We start from the raw sequence: 17,585 nt of genomic DNA, 5'->3' as shown, positions 1-17,585 counted from the left end.
CGGGGCGGCGCAGATGCGTCGCCCCGCCTATGTGCGCGGCGACCGCTCATCGAGCGCCGAGCAGGCACTGGGCCCCTCGGCGTCAGCCGGCCTGCGCACTGGACCCGGCGCCGCCGTCGTCCTTGCCCCGGGTGCCGCAGCGTGGGATCCGTCGCGCCACGCCCTGGTGCACGTCGTGTCGGCCATGGACCAGCCAGTAGAGCACCAGGGAGACCACGACGACGCCGGCGCACATCGCGTACATGAAGCGGTAGTCCGCGAAGCTGACCAGTGGGCCCAGCAGCAGCGGGGAGAAGCCGAAGCCGGCGTCGAGCATGATGAAGAAGGTCGAGATCCCGATGCTGGTGCGATGTGCCGGCAGGTCCGAGGCGATGATCGCCTGGAGCACCGGCAGCAGCGAGCCGAAGCCGAAGCCGGCCAGCACCCCGGCGGTGAGCAGCACCGTCTGGTTCGGGGCCCAGGCGAGCAGTCCCATGGCGATGATGTAGAAGATCACCGCCGGGTACACCGCCGCGTTGTCCCCGAAGCGGTCTTGGATCTTGCCCATGAAGAGCCTGGAGACCAGCACGGCGCCGGCGTAGATCACGAAGAAGATCGAGGCTGCGTCGACCATGTCCAGGCTGCGGGCGTAGCCGTTGAGGAAGGTCATCACCGATGCGAAGCCGATGCCCAGCAGCATCGCGACCAGCGAGATCTTGAACGCGCGCGGCTCGATGATGTCGCGGGGGCGCAGGGTCAGCTTCTCACGCAGGCTCATGCGCCAGGGCTTGTCCTCGGGCAGGCGCAGGAACAGCGAGAAGATCAGCGCGATCACCGAGACGATGGTGACCGCGACGAACATCGCCCAGAAGTCATAGCGCTGGGTCAGCTGGATCGCGGCCAGCGGCCCGATGGCCGGGGGCAGCGAGTTCGCCAGCAGGTAGTACCCGGCACCCTCGCCGCGGCGGGTATGCGGGATCATCGCGAAGACTCCGGCGTTCAGCGCGGTCTGTCCGAAGCCGAAGGAGATCCCGTGCACCGCGCGCAGCGCGATGAGCATCTCGTAGCTGTCCACCACCAGATAGGCCAGGCCCGCCAGGACATAGACCACCAGGCAGGCCAGCACGGTGCGCCGTCTGCCTAAGAAGTTCACGTACTTCCCGGCGAAGATCCGGGCGGCCAGCGCGCCCACCACGAAGGCCGAGGCGGCGAACCCCGCAGCGGTCTCTCCGGCGGAGAACTCCTCTGCGGCATAGACCGCCAGGCCGGTGACCAGGACGAAGAACACGATGGCCAGGAAGAGATTGATCAGGATCGCCAACAGGAAGTCCCGGGTGAAGAGCGGCTCCTTCGGGGCAGCTGCGGACTTCTTGGGTGGGATCACAGCCTGATTGTTTCATGGTTCGCAGGGGAAACGACTGCCGGCGCCCAGTTCTCGCCCCTCCTCGGAATCCCGGTGTGTCCGCCGGGGTATGGCACGCTGGGGGAATGATTCACAGCGTCCGGGAAGTGGGGCAGCGGGCCCTCCTCATCGAGGTCATCGCGGCGAAGGACGGCCCCAGCCTGATGACGCATCTGAGCGAGCAGCCCTTCACCGGGCAGCTCGATCTGATCCCGGGGGAGAAGACCGTTCTGGTGGACTTCCGTCGGCGCCGGGACGCCCAGGCGGCGCTGAAGCCGGCCAAGCGGCTCAAGCTGCGCCGCCGCAGCGGCACAGAACCCTCGAAGCCCAGTGTCCCGCGGTCCTATGCCGCGGGACTGCGACCGCAGGAGCGTGAGGCCGTGGTGCAGGTGCTGCCACTGATCGCCGAGGAGATCCCTGGGGTGGTCCTGGTTCAGGACCCGGGCCGGTTCGGCTTCGGCGCCCAGGGTGTGGGCCGCGCCGGACCAGCCGACTTCTCCGCCGCGCGGCAGGCGAACCGACTGATCGGCAATGACGACTCCGCCGCCGTGTTCGAGATCTGCTCCGGCGCGTTCAGACTGCGTCTGTGCCAGACCTCGATCCTCGCGGTGACCGGCGCGGAGGTGCCACTGGAGATCACCACGCAGGAGGCGGCCCCGGTCTCCCGCGGCGGCACCGAGGTGGCCCAGCTCACCGAACGGACCCGCAGCGTGCCAGGGCGCGCGCCATTCTGGGTCTTCCCCGGAGAGGTGCTGCACATCGGGCCGCCGCAGCGCGGGGTCTACAGCTACCTCGGGATCTCCGGCGGACTCGAGGTCCCGGCGGTGCTGGGCAGCGCCTCCACGGACACGGGTGCAAAGATCGGCCCGGCCCCGGTGCAGGTTGACGATCGATTCCAGCTTGCCGGCGCGGCGTCTCGCTTGGTGGGCATCGCCTCGGTGGCGCCGACGCCGCTGCCGGTGCCGGGGGAGGCCACCGTGCTGCGCTACGTGCCCGGGCCCCGGGTGGACTACTTCGGCACCCGACGCGCCGGGGCCGCGGGTCTCGCCCGGCTCGAAGGTCAGCCCTGGGAGGTCATGGCCGGCTCCGGCAGGTCAGCTCTGGTGCTGGAGGGCGATGACCCGATCAGACGAACCCAGCCCGAGCCGCTGCCGGCGGAACCGCTGCTGCGGGGAGCGATCTGCGTCACGGAGTCCGGGCAGCCCTCGGTGGCGCTCGCCGAACACCCGGTGACCAGCACCGAGCCCGTGCTCGGCGTGGTGGTGCGCGAGGACCTCTCCCTGGCGGCACAGCTGCCAGCAGGGGCCGAGGTGCGCTTCCAGGCCGTGGACCCAGAGACGCTGGGAGCGGTCCGCGCCCGATGAGATAATGTCCGACGTCGTGGGGCCCAGATGAGGTCACCGCGTCCGCTTCCCGAAACTCATCACCCAGGAGTCCATCATCGCTGCCGAGTCTTCCGCCTCACCGGCCGGTCCGCAGGGCGACGTCGCGCCCGCGGCGCCCCGGGATACGCCCCACACCCCGCCGCCAGCTCGCCGCACCTCGCTGCCGGGGAACCTGATCCGCGGCGCGATGATCGGCACGGTGGAGACCGTGCCCGGAGTCTCCGGCGGCACCGTGGCGCTGGTGGTCGGGATCTACCGGCAGCTGATCGATTCAGCCTCCCACGTGGTCTCCGCCGGCAAGGCGCTGATCACCGGTCCGGACCGTCGGGCGGGCTTCATGCACCACCTGCGCCAGGCCGAGTGGAAGATCATCATCCCGGTCATGATCGGCATGGTGATCGCCGTGTTCACCGTGGCGGGCCCCATGGCCACGGCGGTGGAGACCTATCCCGAGCTCACCCGCGCGACCTTCTTCGGGATGGTGCTGGCCTCGATCTTCGTGCCGCTGCAGATGGCCTGGTTCGACCGATCCGGGCCGTTGAAGGTCTCACATCTGTTCGCCGGGATCCTCGCCGCAGCCCTGACCTTCTGGCTGGTCTCGCTGCCCGCCACGTCCGTGGAGCCCACCTGGTACGTGATCCTGCCCGCGGCCGCCATCGCCGTGTCGGCGCTGCTGCTGCCCGGACTCTCCGGGTCCTTCCTGCTGCTGACCTTCGGGCTCTATGAACCGACCCTGCGCGCCGCTGCCGACCTCGACCTCGGCTACCTGAGCATCTTCGCGCTGGGCCTGGCGCTGGGCATGATCTGCATCGTCAAGGGCCTGAAGTGGCTGCTCGATCACCGGCACCGGATCACCATGATCGTGCTCGCCGGGGTCATGGTCGGGGCGCTGCGCACGCTGTGGCCCTGGCAGGACGAAGCCAGGGGACTGCTGGGCCCAGGTGAGAACCTCGGACTGGCCCTGGGGCTGGGAGCCGCAGGGTTCGCCGTCGTGCTGGTGCTGGTGCTCCTGGACTACCGGCTGTCCCAGCGCCAGGCGCGCTGAGCGTGAGCCGGAGGACGACGGCGCGGCGTCGGTCCCGTGGAGCGCTTCTGGCCGCGGCGCTGTTGAACCTCCTGCCGCCAGTGGCCTTCGCGCTGGTCGTCTCCGGTGTCATCAGCCTGAGCCAGTTCAGCCTCGCCGCCGGGACCGGGTCACTGGCCGCAGCGGGCTGCACGCTCTACGCGCTGCACCGCGCCGCGCCGGCCCGGACCCTGCACCTGCTGCTGGGCGCGGTGGCGGTGCTGGCGGCGGCGTTGTTCCTCGGTGGCGAGGTCCTGGTGCGCGCCATGCCCACTGAGAGCATCGGACCGGGGCTGGTGCCGCTGATGGGTCTGCTGCTGCACCTCTGCGCGGCGGTCACCCTGTTCACGCTGGGGCTGATCCACCAGGTCCCGAGCCCCTCCGCGCGACGGCGCTGAGGCGCTGAAGGTCTGAGGTGCTGAGTTTCTCAGGCACTGAGGTGCTGAGGTGACGAGGTGCTGGGGTGCTGGGGTGATCAGGGAATCAGCTGCGCCGACTGGATCCCGACCCCGGTGGCGCGTGAGACCAGCGCCTCGGCGGTGTCACGGGCGGTCAGCGAGTCTGCGGCATTGAGGACCGCCAGGACCACGTTGTCGCCATCCATCTCGTAGTCCGAGATCGGCTCGCCGCGCTGCTCACGAAGGTTCTGGATCTCCTGCTCATCCAGAGAGCGTTCCAGGGTCAGAGCTACGCGGTATTGAGTCAACGTGGGACCTTTCAGAAGTGAGGGGCGTGGTGCCCTGCTCTGAAAGATAGCGTGCGCAGCTGGGTCGAAACGCTCCCCCTGCGAATTGTGACATGCGGCAGCATGAGCGAATCTCGGCTCGCCCTCCGGCACCGGCTCCGCGCGTGCTCCGCGCCCGTCCGACGCTCAGGGCTTGGTCCAGATGTGCAGCAGATAGCCGTAGGAGAGACCGAGTCGCTCCGGGTGGCTGCTCAGCCATTGCTGCGCGAGCTCCTCCGGGAACTCCAGATGCAGGACCCGCTCAAGGTCGGTGCGCCGGTGGAACATCCACCCGCTCATCACGGCCAGGGTCCTGGCGCCCTTCTCCCGCCACCAGGTGGAGGGATAGCTGTCCCGGCCCTGCCCCGCAGCCGGGGCGCTGGAGCGCAGCAGCGCCGCGAACTCCCCGAGCACGTGATCGTTATCGATCACCACAAGTCGACCTCCAGGGCGCAGCACTCGGGCCACCTCCTCCAGCCCGGCTGAGGGGTCGAAGGACTCCGAGGGGAAGAAGTAGGCGAAGCGTGCATGGACCACTCGACGCTGGAGTCAGCCAGCGGGATATGTTCCGCCGAGCCGTGATAGACATGGGCCCGCCGGGTCCGGGCCCGCGCCGCCTCCAGCAGCCGCTCGTCGGGCTCGATCCCGATGGTCTTCTCTGACTCGGAGTACTTCGGCAACCAGTAGCCCGAGCCGCAGCCGAGGTCCACCAGCACCTTGTGACGCCAGTCCGCAGCCCGCCGGAGTGCCTCCCAGAGCGTGCCCTGCGGGTCGATCGCCTCATTCTCGATCTCGTACACCGCAGGGTCGCCACCCTGGTTCGCTGCTGGGACGAAGTCGTGGAGAGCCATGGGCTGATTCTCCCAGAGACCAGCGCTCTGACAAGGGGCATCGTGCAGATCGGGAGCTAGAGACTCCCGGGCGGCCCGGGTCTACGCTGGACTTATGCCACCGCGGCACCGGCCCTCTGCACCGCACCCGCTTGAACTGCACCTGCCCTTTCACGGCACATGGACGGTGCAGAACAGCCCGGCGAACCGGGTGCCCAGTCACGGCACCGATCTCTTCGGGGCCCGGTACGCCATCGACTTCATCGCCGTGGACCGCCAGGGCCGGTCCGCCGCGTCCAGAAGCTGGCGCAGCGCTCTGACCACCAAGCCGCCGGAGCTGTTCTTCGGCTACGGCCTCGGCGTGCTGGCACCGCGCGCGGGGACCGTGCGGGTGGCCCATGACGGGGAAGCCGATCACGCGGCGCGCCGCTCGCCGCTGAGCCTGCTCCGCTACGCGCTGGGTCAGCCCGCTCGGATCCGGCAGGGACCTGCGGCCATCGCCGGTAATCATGTGATCCTCGAAGAGCCGCAGAGCGGGTGCTTCATCGCGGTGGTGCACCTGCGGCAAGGGTCGATCCGGGTCCGGTCCGGGGAGACGGTCAGTGCAGGGCAGCTGATAGGTGAGTGCGGGAACAGCGGAAACTCCACCCAGCCGCATATCCACCTCCAAGTCATGGATGGTCTTCAGCTTCACCGCGTCCAGGGCGTGCCCATCGTGTTCCGTGAGTTTCGCGAGCGGCTGCCTGCCGAAGTGGAGACCACGGTTCGCTGCGGCCTCCCGTTCAACGACTCCGTGGTCTCGCCGGAGCGGACCGACCGATTCCCCGCGGATGAGACCGTTGCCCCGGACTGGCCGAGATGAGCAGCTCATTCGAGAGCCGGCGGCCCCCGACGGCGGCACGGGAGCGCGACTGCGTGATCGCCGGGGGAGGACCTGCCGGGATGGTGCTGGGCTACCTGCTGGCCCGCGCCGGACTTGAGGTGACCGTGGTCGAGAAGCACCGGGACTTCTTCCGTGACTTTCGCGGGGACACCGTGCATCCCTCCACGCTCACGCTGCTCGGCGAGCTTGGACTGCGCGAGCGGTTCCTGGCACTGCCGGTCACCCGGCTCTCCGCCCTGGACGCCGTCGTCGAGGGCCAGCGGATGACGCTGGTGGACTTCGGCGTGCTGCGCGGTCCCGATGACTTCCTGGTCCTGGCCCCGCAATGGGATTTCCTGGACTTCCTGGCCCGGGAGGCACGGCGCATGCCAGGCTTCGACCTGCAGATGGGCACACAAGCCGTGGATCTGCTGGACGGCGAGGCTGCCGTCCGCGGGCTGCGGGTCCGCTCATCCGGCGGTGAGCAGGAGATCCGCGCCCGGCTCACCGTGGCCGCAGACGGGCGCACCTCGCTGCTGCGAGAGGCTGCCGGGCTGGAACCCGCGGAGTTCGGGGTGCCCATCGACGTGCTCTGGTTCAGCCTCCCCAAGCCCTCCGACCCGCCGCCGGCCACCTTGGCCTACGTCTCCTCAGCGGGCATGGTGCTGACCATCGACCGGGGTGAGACCTACCAGTCCGGCCTGATCGTGAAGAAGGGCGTTTTTCCCGTCATCCAGCAGGCGGGCATCGCCGCGTTCCGCACCCGGCTGGTGCAGGCTGCCCCGGTGCTCGCCGAGGTCGCAGGCAGCCTCACCGACTGGGAGCAGATCAAGCTGCTCACCGTGCAGATCAACCGGCTCCCGCGCTGGCACCGGCCGGGCTTCATCGCGATCGGCGACGCCGCCCATGCGATGTCACCGATGTTCGGAGTAGGGGTGAACTACGCCATCCAGGACGCAGTCGCGCTGGCGAACGTGATCATCCCGCAGCTGCGGCAGGGAACGGTGACGGAGCGTTCGCTCATCGCGGTGCAGACCCGCCGGCAGCGGCCGGTGAAGCTGATGCAGGCCATCCAGGGCCGCGGGCACCGGGTGATCGCTCGCGCCACGGTGGGACACCGGGTGCTCTCCCCGGGCGCGGTGCGGCTGCTGCGGTTGGGCTCACCGGTGCTGCGCCGGATCCTGGCCCACCTGGTCGGGGTCGGTCTGCTCCCCGAGCACGTGCAGCACCATCCCGCTGAGGCCTCCGAGCGGCAGCCCAGGCAGACTCCGGAAGCCCCAGGCGACCGCAGCGCCGGTGCCGAATGAGGGCATCGTGAAACGTGGCCGAAAACACTGCTGTGGCACAATGAAGGGAAACTCAATCATCGCCACGTCCCCTGTGTGGGAGAGTCCGGCTGGCGCCCAGGGCAGTGTTGACACTGCCCACGGGGCGCGGATCCGGCGCCGAAGGAGCAATATCCTCCCCGGGAACCTCTCAGGCACTCAGTACCGTACAGGGGTGGCAACTCTGGAAAGCAGCACGTCGGGTCTGACCCCCGAGGTGCTCACCGAAGGTGCAAGCCGGCCTGCTCCGCCCCACGGCGGTCAGCCACCGGTGAATCTCTCAGGTCCATCACAGAGCGGGGGAGGAACCCGCGCCATCTCCATGCCTGGAAGGTTCCTCAATGACCGTCACATCTGCAATTCGCAGCTCCACCCTCGCCCCGGATGCCACCGAGTTCTCCGCCCGGCACATCGGGCCCACCTCCGAGACCGCCGGCACCATGCTGGCCGCCCTCGGATATGACTCGCTGACCGATCTCGTCGACGCCGCAGTGCCCGAGGCGATCCGGCAGCCCGCCCCGTTGAACCTCCCCGAGGCCCTGACCGAGGCCGAGACGCTGCAGGCGCTGCGCGGCTATGCGGAGAAGAACCAGCCGCGCACCCAGATGATCGGGCAGGGCTTCTACGACACCCACACCCCGCAGGTCATCCTGCGCAATGTGCTGCAGAACCCGGCCTGGTACACCGCTTACACCCCGTACCAGCCCGAGATCTCCCAGGGCCGGCTGGAGGCGCTGCTGAACTTCCAGACCATGGTCGCGGACCTCACCGGTCTCGACATCGCCAACGCCTCGCTGCTCGACGAGGCCTCCGCCGTCGCCGAGGCGATCCTGCTGATGCGCCGTGGCAACAAGAAGCGGGCCACCGCGAAGATCGTGCTCGACGCCGACATCTTCCCGCAGACCCGCGCCGTGGTCACCGGACGGGCCGAGGCGCTGGGCATCGAGCTTCAGACCGTGGACATCGCCGCGCACGGTCTGCCCGAGGGTGAGATCTGCGGACTGGTGCTGCAGCAGCCGGCCGACTCCGGCGCCGTCGTCGACCACCGCGCGGTCATCGCCGAGGCCAAGGAGCGCGGGGCCATGGTGACCATCGCCGCAGACCTGCTGGCGCTGACCCTGATCACCTCACCGGGAGAACAGGGCGCCGACATTGCCGTGGGCAGCTCCCAGCGCTTCGGAGTCCCGCTGTTCTTCGGCGGCCCGCATGCGGCCTTCATGGCCGTGAAGTCCGGTCTGCAGCGTCAGCTTCCTGGCCGGCTCGTCGGAGTCTCCAAGGACGCCGAGGGCCGCCCGGCCTACCGGCTGGCCCTGCAGACCCGCGAGCAGCACATCCGCCGTGAGAAGGCCACCTCGAACATCTGCACCGCCCAGGCGCTGCTGGCCGTGGCCGCGTCCATGTACGCGGTCTACCACGGTCCCGAAGGGCTGACCCGGATCGCGAAGCGGGTGCACGGCCACGCGCGCACTCTGGCGACCGCGCTGCGCGGCGCAGGCCACGAGCTGGTTGCTGAGTCCTTCTTCGACACCGTTCAGGTTCGGCTGGACTCCCACGATCGTGCCGAGGACGTGATCGCCGCCGCTGAAGCCGCAGGGGTCAACCTGCGCCGGGTCAGCGAGGACGTCGCCGGGATCTCCGTGGACGAGACGACGACGCCGGCGCAGCTCACCTCAGTGGCCCGGGCCTTCGGCGTCGAGGATCCCCTTCTAGGTGCGGATTCCTCCGGAGGTGCCGCGCAGACAGAGACCTCATCACAGGGCGATGGCTTCGCGTTCCCGGAGTCCCTGACCCGCACCTCGGAGTTCATGACCCACCCGATCTTCCACGAGATCCGCTCCGAGACGCAGATGATGCGCTACCTGCGCCGGCTCTCGGACCGCGACCTCGCCCTGGACCGGACCATGATCCCGCTGGGCTCCTGCACCATGAAGCTCAACGCCGCCACCGAGATGGAGGCCATCTCCTGGCCTGAGTTCGCCGGGATCCACCCCTACGCCCCGGCCGCGCAGACCACCGGGTGGCGGGAGATGATCGCGGATCTGGAGTCTCGGCTCGCCGAGGTCACCGGCTACGCCGCGGTCTCCATTCAGCCCAACGCCGGCTCCCAGGGGGAGTACGCGGGGCTTCTGGCCATCCGCCAGTACCACCTGGCCCAGGGCGATGCCGCCCGGGACATCTGTCTGATCCCCGCCTCGGCGCACGGCACCAACGCCTCCTCGGCGGTGCTCGCGGGACTGCAGGTCGTCGTCGTCGCCACCGCGGAGGACGGCACGATCGATATGGCCGACCTGGAAGCCAAGATCGCAGCCCATCCGGACCGGATCGCCGCGATCATGCTGACCTACCCCTCCACCCACGGGGTGTACGAGGCCGAGGTGCGCGAGGTCTGCTCCACAGTCCACGCCACCGGCGGGCAGGTCTACATCGACGGCGCGAACCTCAACGCCCTGGTCGGCCTGGCGCAGCCGGGCGAGTTCGGCGGCGACGTCTCGCACCTGAACCTGCACAAGACCTTCTGCATCCCGCACGGCGGCGGCGGGCCCGGCGTCGGCCCGGTGGCCGTGGCCGAGCACCTGAAACCGTTCCTGCCCAGCACCTCCGTGGGTGCCTCCTGGGCCACCGGTGAGCACGAGGGTGAAGGTCGCGACGGGGCTCCAGTCACTTCCACCCCCTTCGGCTCCGCCGGAGTGCTGCCGATCTCCTGGGCGTACCTGGCGATGATGGGATCCGAGGGTCTGACCAGCGCCACCGCCCACGCGCTGCTGAGCGCGAACTACATCGCCGAGCAGCTGAAGCAGCACTTCCCGATCCTCTACACCGGGGAGAACGGGCTGATCGCCCACGAATGCATCCTGGACCTGCGTGAGCTCACCAAGGCCTCGGGGATCACCGCCGAGGACGTCTGCAAGCGGCTCATCGACTACGGCTTCCACGCCCCCACGCTGGCGTTCCCGGTGAACGGCACCCTGATGGTGGAGCCCACCGAGTCCGAGGACCTGGCGGAGATCGACCGGTTCATCGCCGCGATGATCGGGGTGCGCGCGGAGATCCAGGAGATCATCGAGGAGAAGATCAGCGCAGCAGACTCCCCGCTGCGCCTGGCTCCGCACCCGGCCGCCGTCGTCGCCGGTGACGCCTGGGACCGGGCGTATCCCCGTGAGCAGGCGGCCTTCCCGGTGGCCAACCTGCGCCAGGACAAGTACTTCCCGCCGGTGAGCCGGATCGACGGAGCCCACGGCGACCGCAACCTGGTCTGCTCCTGCCCCCCGCCGGAGGCCTTCGAACTCGAGGAGAGCACCGCATGAGAGAGACCGCGCTGAGCGCCGCCCACGCCGAACTGGGCGCCAGCTTCACCGACTTCGGCGGCTGGAAGATGCCGCTGAAGTACAGCTCCGAACTCGAGGAGCACCACGCGGTGCGCACCACTGCCGGGCTCTTCGACCTCTCGCATATGGGCGAGATCCGGATCATCGGCCCCGACGCCGCGACCTTCCTGAACACCGCGCTGGTGGGCAACCTCGCCGCGGTTAAGATCGGCAAGGCCAAGTACACGCTGATCTGCCAGGAGGACGGCGGGATCCTCGATGACCTGATCGCCTACCGGATCGATGAGAACGAGTACCTGCTGGTCCCCAATGCGGCGAACCGCGAGGTGGTCGCCGCGGCACTGAGCGAACGTGCCGCTGCCGGCCCGGCCGGCGCCGCAGCCGACGGTGCCGCACCAGAAGGGACCGGGTTCGAGGTCGAGGTCTGGGACGAGTCCGAGGGGATCAGCCTGATCGCGGTCCAGGGACCGGCCGCGCAGAAGATCATCAGCTCCGTGGTGCGCGCCAATGAGACCTTCCTGGTCGAGGAGCTCGGCTACTACGCGTTCACCACCGTGAGCATCGGCGGCGACGAGATCCTGCTCGCCCGCACCGGGTACACCGGTGAGGACGGGTTCGAGCTGTTCCTGCCCAATGACAAGGCGCACGCGCTCTGGCTGGCGCTGCTGGAAGCCGGGTCCGATGACGGCCTGGTGCCCTGCGGTCTGGCCTGCCGGGACTCGCTGCGCCTGGAGGCCGGGATGCCGCTCTACGGCAACGAGCTCTCCACCGAACGGGTCAGCTTCGAAGCCGGCCTGCCGGTGGTCTCCTTCAGCAAGGAGGAGAACTTCGGAGGGCGCGCCGCGCTGGAGGCGGCGAAGGCCGAGGGTCGGGGCAAGACCACAGGCCAGCGGCTCGTCGGACTCAAGGGACTGGGCAAACGGGCCGGGCGCGGCGGCTACCCGGTGCTCGCGGTCGAGGGGGAAGACGCCGGGGCGACCGTGGGAGCGGTGACCTCCGGGCTGCCCAGCCCGACCCTGGGCTACCCGATCGCGATGGCCTATGTGGACATCGCCCACACCGAGCCGGGCACCCGGCTCGACGTGGACCTGCGCGGGAAGCCACAGCCCTTTGAAGTGATCCCGCTGCCCTTCTACCGCCGCGAACGCTGAGACGACCGGAACTCGAGACTCTATGACGATCAGCATCTTCGACCTGCTCCGGGTCGGCATCGGCCCCTCCTCCTCCCACACAGTGGGTCCGATGCGGGCCGCCCGGCGCTTCGTGACCGAGCAGCTCTCCAGCCCTGAGGCCCTGGCCAGGACCGAGACGGTGCAGGTGGACCTCTACGGCTCGCTCGCCGCCACCGGACGCGGGCACGGGACCTTCACCGCGGTGCTGCTCGGACTTGAGGGCTGGGACCCGGAGACCATCCTGCCCGAACAGGTGGACACCCGGCTGGCAGTCATGGAGGCCTCGGGCACGGTCCAGCTGGGCGCCCAGCACCACGAGACCGGCAAGGAGATCCCGCTGCGGGTGGAGGACTTCATCCAACGCCCGCTCACCGTCATGGACCGGCACACCAACGCCATGACGCTGACCGCCCGCGACGCCGCGGGGGAGCAGGTCGCGAAGGAGATCTACTACTCCATCGGCGGTGGCTTCGTGCTCTCGGAGTCCGATGCGGTGGGCTCCGACGCTTCACTGGGGGAGGCGCTGGCCACCCCGGAGGCAGAGCTGCCGTACCCGTTCACCACCTCCGCGCAGCTGATGGAGCATTGCGCCCGCTCCGGGCTGCCGGTCTCCCGGGTGATGCTGGCCAATGAGCGCGCGCTGCACCGGGCTCGCCACGGCGGCGGCGAGGCGGAGGCCGAGCAGGCGATCACCGAGCAGGTGCTGCACCTCTGGCAGGTCATGGAGGACTGCAAGAACTCTGCCCTGGAGCGGGAGGGACACCTGCCCGGCGGGCTGAAGGTGCGCCGTCGGGCTCCGGACTGGCACGCCCGAATGTGGAAGGACGACCCGGGGCGCACCCACGCCTACTGGCAGGAGTGGGTGAACCTGGTGGCGCTGGCGGTCAATGAGGAGAACGCCTCGGGCGGACGGGTGGTCACCGCCCCCACCAACGGGGCCGCGGGGATCATTCCCGCCGTCGGCTTCTACGCCACCCATTACGGGCCCGGTGCCAGCTACGCGGGAGAGGAGGACCGGGAGGACATTGCCGTGCGGTTCCTGCTCACCGCGGCCGCCGTCGGGGTGCTCTATAAGGAGCAGGCCTCCATATCCGGCGCCGAGGTCGGCTGTCAGGGAGAGGTCGGCTCCGCGTCCTCGATGGCCGCTGCCGGACTCTGTGAGGTGCTCGGCGGCTCACCGATGCAGGTGGAGAACGCCGCGGAGATCGCCATGGAGCACAACCTCGGGCTCACCTGCGATCCGATCGCCGGACTGGTCCAGGTTCCCTGCATCGAGCGCAACGCCATGGCCGCGACCAAGGCGGTCAATGCCGCGCGGATGGCGCTGATGGGCGACGGCGAGCACCGGGTCTCCCTGGATGAGGTCATCGTGACCATGCGCGAGACCGGCAAGGACATGTCCTCGAAGTATAAGGAGACGGCCCTGGGCGGCCTCGCGGTCAACGTCGTCGAGTGCTGAACGCTGAGTGCTGAGTGCTGAGCGTTGAGCGCACAGCGCCCGGCGGCCGGCGTCCGAGGCTCAGGGCTCAGGCCCCAGGGCCTCGGACGGTGGGGTCTCGGGACGGCAGGTCGCCTCAGGCGAAGGCTGAATAGCCGGTCAGATCCCGCCCGATGATCAGGCTCTGCACAGATTCGGTGCCCTCATAGGTGTGGATGGCCTCGATGTCTGCCATGTGACGCGGAACCTTGTTCTTGAGCAGGATCCCGTTGCCGCCGAGCATGTCGCGTGCGACCTGCGCGATCGCCCGGGCCTTTCGGGTGTTGTGGTACTTCGCCAGCGAGGCCTGCGGTCCGGTCAGGGTCCCGGCCATATCGCGTTCGGTCACCTGGCGCACGTGCAGCTGCATCGAGGTCAGCTCTGAGACCATCCAGGTCAGCCGCTCCTGGACGAGCTGGAAGCTGGCCAACGGCCGGCTGAACTGCTCGCGCTGCTTCGAGTAGCTCAGCGCCGCCTCCACCAGGGCTGAGGCATGTCCGACGGCGGACCAGGCCACGCCGAGTCGGGTGGCGAAGAGCACCTTGGAGGCATCCTTGAAGGTCTTGGACCCGGGCAGCACCGCGTGTGCTGGAACCTCCACGTCCTCGTACTGGATCAATGCCTGGTGGATGGCCCGCAGCGAGGCCTTGCCCTGGATCACCTCGGCCCGGTACCCACGCGTGTCCTGATCCACCAGGAAACACCGCACGTTGCCGTCATGGACGCCACCGGCCACTCGAGCCCAGGTGAAGGTCAGGCCGCCGGAAGCCCCGTTGCCGATCCACTTCTTCGCGCCGTTGAGCACGTAGTACCCGGAGTCCTCGTCACCGACCAGACGAGCCGTGGTGGACAGGGACACCGAATCGGACCCGTGCGCCGGCTCGGTCAGGGCGAAGGAGCCCAGGGTCTCCGCGGTGGCCAGCTTGGTCAGATGCTCAGCCTTCTGGTCGGCCGAGCCGAAATAGGCGAGCGTACGCAGCGCGAGTCCGCCCTGCACCGCCAGGGCTGTGCCCAGCGAGCCATCGGCGCGAGAGGTCTCCATGTTGACCAGACCGGCGGCCATGGGGGAGAGCGTCTCCATCGAGGCCGCCGAGACGTCTACACCGTCGGTCAGCAGGCCCAGGCCACCGGCCTTGCGGACCAGGTCCACCGGGTATTCGGCGTGCTCCCAGTGCTGGGCCATCCGCGTCTCCAGCCCGGAGGTGAACTCTCTCGCGCGCGCCCACCACAGCCGGTCAGCCTCGGGGAGGTCATCAAACACCCCGTAGTAGTCAAGGTCCTGCGCGGTGGAGACGTCATAGACCGGGTCAACGGAGGCATCGGGAGCATGGTGTGTCATGGCACACATGTTACTCGATAGTCACAAGCTGTGGTGCTTAGTTGCATCTTCAAACACTGGACCAAAGTCCACTAGTCAGACCGGGGCGTAGGTCTATAATTGAAGCTGGACGTGCATCACTAATGCATGATTCAGGGAAGAGGCATCAGCCTCGAGGAGCTCCGAGTTACGGTGCAAGGGTTCGGAGCGGAACCTCGGCTGATTCCAGTGCTCGGGCGGTGGGAACGGCACCGCCCGAGCCTCTCTGTGTCCAAGGTCAGTCTCGGGTAGCGAGCTGTTTGCGCGCCTGGAGCCCTGCCGCTGTTCAGGGGTCTTGCAGCACCGAAGAGTGCGGTCCCAGTCTCAGCGCAGCAGGCGCATCTGGATGCCGGTGACCTGCACGCTCCAGATCCCATGAGCCGGCGCTCCGGCGTCCACGGTTCCCCCGAAGGTTGCCGCGCGATCCTCCATGCTGATCAGCCCGGTTCCCGAGGAGGGGTGTCGCAGGGCAGAGACGTGATTGTCCTCGGTGCGGTTGGTCACGGCGAGGTTCACGGTATCTGCCTTCACCTCGACCTCGATGGTGCAGTCGTTGCTCTCGTTTCCCTTCGAGCCGTGCTTCACCACATTTGTGGTGCACTCCTGGAGGATCCTGTAGAGGCATGCCCCCACGGACTGCGAGAGCCGCCCGAGGTCGCCGTGCACCGAAGTCTCCACCTTGAAGCCGAGGTCCTGGAGTCGGTCGGTGAACCTCCGAAGGCCGGACTCCAGGTCCAGCTCGGGCGCGTCGCCCGGTCCGGCCTCGATGATGTTCTCCCGCTGGAGCACCAGGAGTACGCGTCGCAGATCGTGCAGGGCCGCGCTGGCAGAGGTGGAGATCTGCTTCAAGGCGGCTGCGCGAGATTCGGGGGTGCCGGTGGCAGCGGCCACCTGGGTCTGCATGGAGATCACGGTCAGGTCGTGGGCCAAGATGTCATGGAGGTCCCTGGCGATCGAGCGACGCTCTCCTGCGAGAGCCTCCTCGTGGGTCGCCTGAAGTTGTACAAGGTCGCGTTCGGCCGACAGGCGGGATGACATCTGCTTTCGAGTGGCTCGGCCCACGGTGTAGGAGAGAGTCATCAAGGCTCCCGTTGTCAGGCCGAATCCGGCGGCGAGGATGGGGTCACTCTCCGCGAGGCCGACGTTGACGGCAAGGCATAATGCCAGCGCCAGATAAATACGCCGTGCCCACGGAGCGCAGTACAGCGCAGACAGCCCGCTGAACAGGGTGACCAGGATGAGAGTTTCGAATGGGGAACCTGTGACCAGTCCCAAGGCCGCCCCAGCGAGTGCTGCGAGTGCCCCAGCCGCGGGGTGCAGCCAGAAGAGGGCAACGGCGAGAACCCAGATCAGGTAACCGTACTGCAGTGTCACGCTGAGGTAATCCGGATCGAAGATCAGTGCCAGCGTGATGTCGGCCGATATTCCGCCGAGGGTGCCCAGCGTGAGGATCGTCAGGACTCGACGGCTAGGGGTCACATCACTCGAAAAAGTCACTCTCCAGGATACGCCTCAAGACCCGATGTCAGGAAGGGGTCAGCAGGCCGAAGCGTTGGGAAAGGCTCGACAAAAGAATGAACGTATAAACCCTTCAGCCTCGACGCCTGTGATATCAAAGAATCCAAGAACAGCAGTGGTTACTAATGCGAAAGTGACGGCAATTTGGTAGACAAACAAAGATAGAGACATTTTCTGTTCCTTTCGAGGGTGTACCTGAGAGTTTGTAGCGTGTAATATTAGATTAAGGTGTGCCTAGATTTAGGTATAGTGGACTTAAGTAGCTAATTTATCCGGAATTGCTTGATTTTGGTGTCTCAGGCCACAGAAAGCTGCCCGTCGAGGGGTGCCACCGGGTAGGTCGGATAGGCTGGAGCACCGCGCCAGGTGCCTAAGGCCGAGAAAGAACAGGTTCAGCGATGCTCCGTCTCGTCGTAGCTGACGACCACCCGATCATGCGCGCTGCGCTGCGCGCCTATGTGGACTCCGCCCCAGATATGGAATGTATTGGAGAGGCGGCCAACGGGCTCGAGGTCGTAGAAGTCGTTCGCGAGACGAGGCCCGACGTCGTCATCATGGATCTGAAGATGCCCGAGATGGGTGGGGTCGAGGCGACTGCCGCGGTCATGGCGATCGCTCCGGAGACCTCGGTGCTGGCCGTGACCACGTTCAGTTCGGAGGGGCACGCGCTGCAGGCCCTGAACGCCGGAGCCAAGGGCTATATCGTCAAAGACGCCACCGCGGATGAGGTGTTGGAGGCGGTCAGGCAGGTGCACGGCAGCTCGGTGCCGATCTCTCCGGACGTGGCGCGAAGGCTTGAGTTCAACGCCGTCAACGAGGCCGAGGAATTCTCTGCGGCGCTCGCTGGATCGGACTATCTGCCGCGGATCCCACCCCGGGAATCAGAGGTGTTGAATCTTCTGGCGCGGGGATACAGCAACCGCGAGATTGCGACGCGGATGGTGCTCACCGAAGGTGCGATCAAGGCGCACCTGGGCCGCCTATGCACTCGTTTCGGCGTGCGAGACCGGGTGCAGCTGCTGATCCGGGCGACTCAGCTGGGTTTCATCGAACCAGAGCTCGAAGACGAGCGCGACGCGGAACAGTCTGGCTGAAGCAGGCCGCGGCCGTCACCGCAAAAAAGCGCCCATGAGGCCCTGAGCGTCCTCCGTGTCGGCTCGCGTGC

Annotated in this window: 15 protein-coding genes and 2 riboswitches; of the genes, 9 read left to right on the top strand and 6 right to left on the bottom strand. The window is 67.9% G+C overall.

Translation table 11 applies throughout. From position 1 onward, the window contains the following. Nucleotides 1-82: 82 nt before the first annotated feature. A complete protein-coding gene (locus tag HNR11_RS01690; RefSeq protein ID WP_179440833.1) occupies nucleotides 83-1,363 on the bottom strand; it encodes an MFS transporter in 1,281 nt (426 codons plus the stop codon). A 104-nt stretch (nucleotides 1,364-1,467) separates the two neighbouring features. On the opposite strand from HNR11_RS01690, the gene HNR11_RS01685 reads away from it, so the two are divergent. The 3 genes from HNR11_RS01685 (at nucleotide 1,468) to HNR11_RS01675 (ending at nucleotide 4,227) form a co-directional block, all read left to right on the top strand. Further along, the gene (locus HNR11_RS01685) at nucleotides 1,468-2,745 is read left to right on the top strand and encodes a 5-oxoprolinase subunit C family protein (RefSeq protein WP_179440832.1); all 1,278 of its coding nucleotides are present in this window, start codon (nucleotides 1,468-1,470) and stop codon (nucleotides 2,743-2,745) included. 220 nt (nucleotides 2,746-2,965) lie between these two features. Beyond that, entirely contained in the window at nucleotides 2,966-3,811 is an 846-nt protein-coding gene (locus tag HNR11_RS01680) for a DUF368 domain-containing protein (RefSeq protein WP_343050557.1), read from the top strand. A 2-nt stretch (nucleotides 3,812-3,813) separates the two neighbouring features. Further along, nucleotides 3,814-4,227: a hypothetical protein gene (locus tag HNR11_RS01675; protein ID WP_179440830.1), complete on the top strand. Its 414-nt coding sequence runs from the start codon at nucleotides 3,814-3,816 to the stop codon at nucleotides 4,225-4,227. 77 nt (nucleotides 4,228-4,304) lie between these two features. Here HNR11_RS01675 and HNR11_RS01670 read toward each other — a convergent pair whose 3' ends face one another. From HNR11_RS01670 to HNR11_RS13935, 3 genes are all read right to left on the bottom strand, one after another. Then, complete coding sequence (locus HNR11_RS01670) at nucleotides 4,305-4,535, bottom strand: hypothetical protein (RefSeq protein WP_179440829.1); 231 nt, start codon at nucleotides 4,533-4,535, stop codon at nucleotides 4,305-4,307. Between the two features lie 165 nt (nucleotides 4,536-4,700). Continuing rightward, nucleotides 4,701-4,985, bottom strand: coding sequence for an ammonia monooxygenase (locus HNR11_RS13940; protein ID WP_343050556.1), 285 nt, complete (start codon nucleotides 4,983-4,985; stop codon nucleotides 4,701-4,703). Continuing rightward, nucleotides 4,982-5,404: a methyltransferase domain-containing protein gene (locus HNR11_RS13935; RefSeq protein WP_246310284.1), complete on the bottom strand. Its 423-nt coding sequence runs from the start codon at nucleotides 5,402-5,404 to the stop codon at nucleotides 4,982-4,984. The genes HNR11_RS13940 and HNR11_RS13935 overlap by 4 nt, the downstream gene beginning before the upstream one ends. A 166-nt stretch (nucleotides 5,405-5,570) precedes the next feature. Here HNR11_RS13935 and HNR11_RS01660 point away from each other — a divergent pair, with 166 nt between their 5' ends. From HNR11_RS01660 to HNR11_RS01640, 5 genes are all read left to right on the top strand, one after another. Continuing rightward, nucleotides 5,571-6,245 carry a M23 family metallopeptidase gene (locus HNR11_RS01660; RefSeq protein WP_343050555.1) on the top strand — a complete coding sequence of 225 codons (675 nt, stop codon included), beginning with the start codon at nucleotides 5,571-5,573 and terminating at the stop codon, nucleotides 6,243-6,245. After that, nucleotides 6,242-7,552, top strand: a complete 1,311-nt coding sequence (locus HNR11_RS01655) for an FAD-dependent oxidoreductase (RefSeq protein WP_179440827.1) — start codon at nucleotides 6,242-6,244, stop codon at nucleotides 7,550-7,552. The genes HNR11_RS01660 and HNR11_RS01655 overlap by 4 nt, the downstream gene beginning before the upstream one ends. A gap of 66 nt (nucleotides 7,553-7,618) precedes the next feature. After that, a riboswitch (glycine riboswitch) is annotated at nucleotides 7,619-7,748 on the top strand. Further along, nucleotides 7,749-7,875, top strand: a riboswitch (glycine riboswitch). It begins immediately after the preceding riboswitch. Between the two features lie 36 nt (nucleotides 7,876-7,911). Then, a complete protein-coding gene (gene gcvP, locus HNR11_RS01650; protein ID WP_179440826.1) occupies nucleotides 7,912-10,875 on the top strand; it encodes an aminomethyl-transferring glycine dehydrogenase in 2,964 nt (987 codons plus the stop codon). Next, the gene (gene gcvT, locus HNR11_RS01645) at nucleotides 10,872-12,047 is read left to right on the top strand and encodes a glycine cleavage system aminomethyltransferase GcvT (RefSeq protein ID WP_179440825.1); all 1,176 of its coding nucleotides are present in this window, start codon (nucleotides 10,872-10,874) and stop codon (nucleotides 12,045-12,047) included. Before gcvP ends, gcvT begins: the two co-directional genes overlap by 4 nt. A gap of 22 nt (nucleotides 12,048-12,069) precedes the next feature. Further along, nucleotides 12,070-13,527, top strand: coding sequence for an L-serine ammonia-lyase (locus tag HNR11_RS01640; RefSeq protein WP_179440824.1), 1,458 nt, complete (start codon nucleotides 12,070-12,072; stop codon nucleotides 13,525-13,527). A gap of 115 nt (nucleotides 13,528-13,642) precedes the next feature. Here HNR11_RS01640 and HNR11_RS01635 read toward each other — a convergent pair whose 3' ends face one another. Together HNR11_RS01635 and HNR11_RS14225 are read right to left on the bottom strand one after the other, a co-directional pair. Continuing rightward, on the bottom strand, nucleotides 13,643-14,884 hold the full coding sequence (locus HNR11_RS01635; protein WP_058887436.1) for an acyl-CoA dehydrogenase family protein: 1,242 nt from the start codon (nucleotides 14,882-14,884) through the stop codon (nucleotides 13,643-13,645). 342 nt (nucleotides 14,885-15,226) lie between these two features. Continuing rightward, a complete protein-coding gene (locus tag HNR11_RS14225) occupies nucleotides 15,227-16,399 on the bottom strand; it encodes a histidine kinase (protein WP_179440823.1) in 1,173 nt (390 codons plus the stop codon). A gap of 419 nt (nucleotides 16,400-16,818) precedes the next feature. Between HNR11_RS14225 and HNR11_RS01625 the strand changes: the two genes are divergently transcribed. Beyond that, entirely contained in the window at nucleotides 16,819-17,514 is a 696-nt protein-coding gene (locus HNR11_RS01625; protein WP_179440822.1) for a response regulator transcription factor, read from the top strand. Nucleotides 17,515-17,585: the final 71 nt, after the last annotated feature.

Source organism: Nesterenkonia sandarakina (assembly GCF_013410215.1).
Lineage (GTDB): Bacteria > Actinomycetota > Actinomycetes > Actinomycetales > Micrococcaceae > Nesterenkonia > Nesterenkonia sandarakina.
The sequence above is the reverse complement of the archived record's forward strand: the minus strand, read 5'-3'. Positions and strand labels throughout refer to the sequence as shown.

What these genes read in the sequence shown, in the direction of transcription:
- HNR11_RS01685 (WP_179440832.1), top strand. Translation starts at nt 1,468, where the DNA reads ATGATTCACAGCGTCCGGGAAGTGGGGCAGCGGGCCCTCCTCATCGAG.
- HNR11_RS13935 (WP_246310284.1), bottom strand. Translation starts at nt 5,404, where the DNA reads ATGGCTCTCCACGACTTCGTCCCAGCAGCGAACCAGGGTGGCGACCCT.
- HNR11_RS01655 (WP_179440827.1), top strand. Translation starts at nt 6,242, where the DNA reads ATGAGCAGCTCATTCGAGAGCCGGCGGCCCCCGACGGCGGCACGGGAG.
- gcvP (WP_179440826.1), top strand. Translation starts at nt 7,912, where the DNA reads ATGACCGTCACATCTGCAATTCGCAGCTCCACCCTCGCCCCGGATGCC.
- gcvT (WP_179440825.1), top strand. Translation starts at nt 10,872, where the DNA reads ATGAGAGAGACCGCGCTGAGCGCCGCCCACGCCGAACTGGGCGCCAGC.
- HNR11_RS01640 (WP_179440824.1), top strand. Translation starts at nt 12,070, where the DNA reads ATGACGATCAGCATCTTCGACCTGCTCCGGGTCGGCATCGGCCCCTCC.
- HNR11_RS01635 (WP_058887436.1), bottom strand. Translation starts at nt 14,884, where the DNA reads ATGACACACCATGCTCCCGATGCCTCCGTTGACCCGGTCTATGACGTC.
- HNR11_RS01625 (WP_179440822.1), top strand. Translation starts at nt 16,819, where the DNA reads ATGCTCCGTCTCGTCGTAGCTGACGACCACCCGATCATGCGCGCTGCG.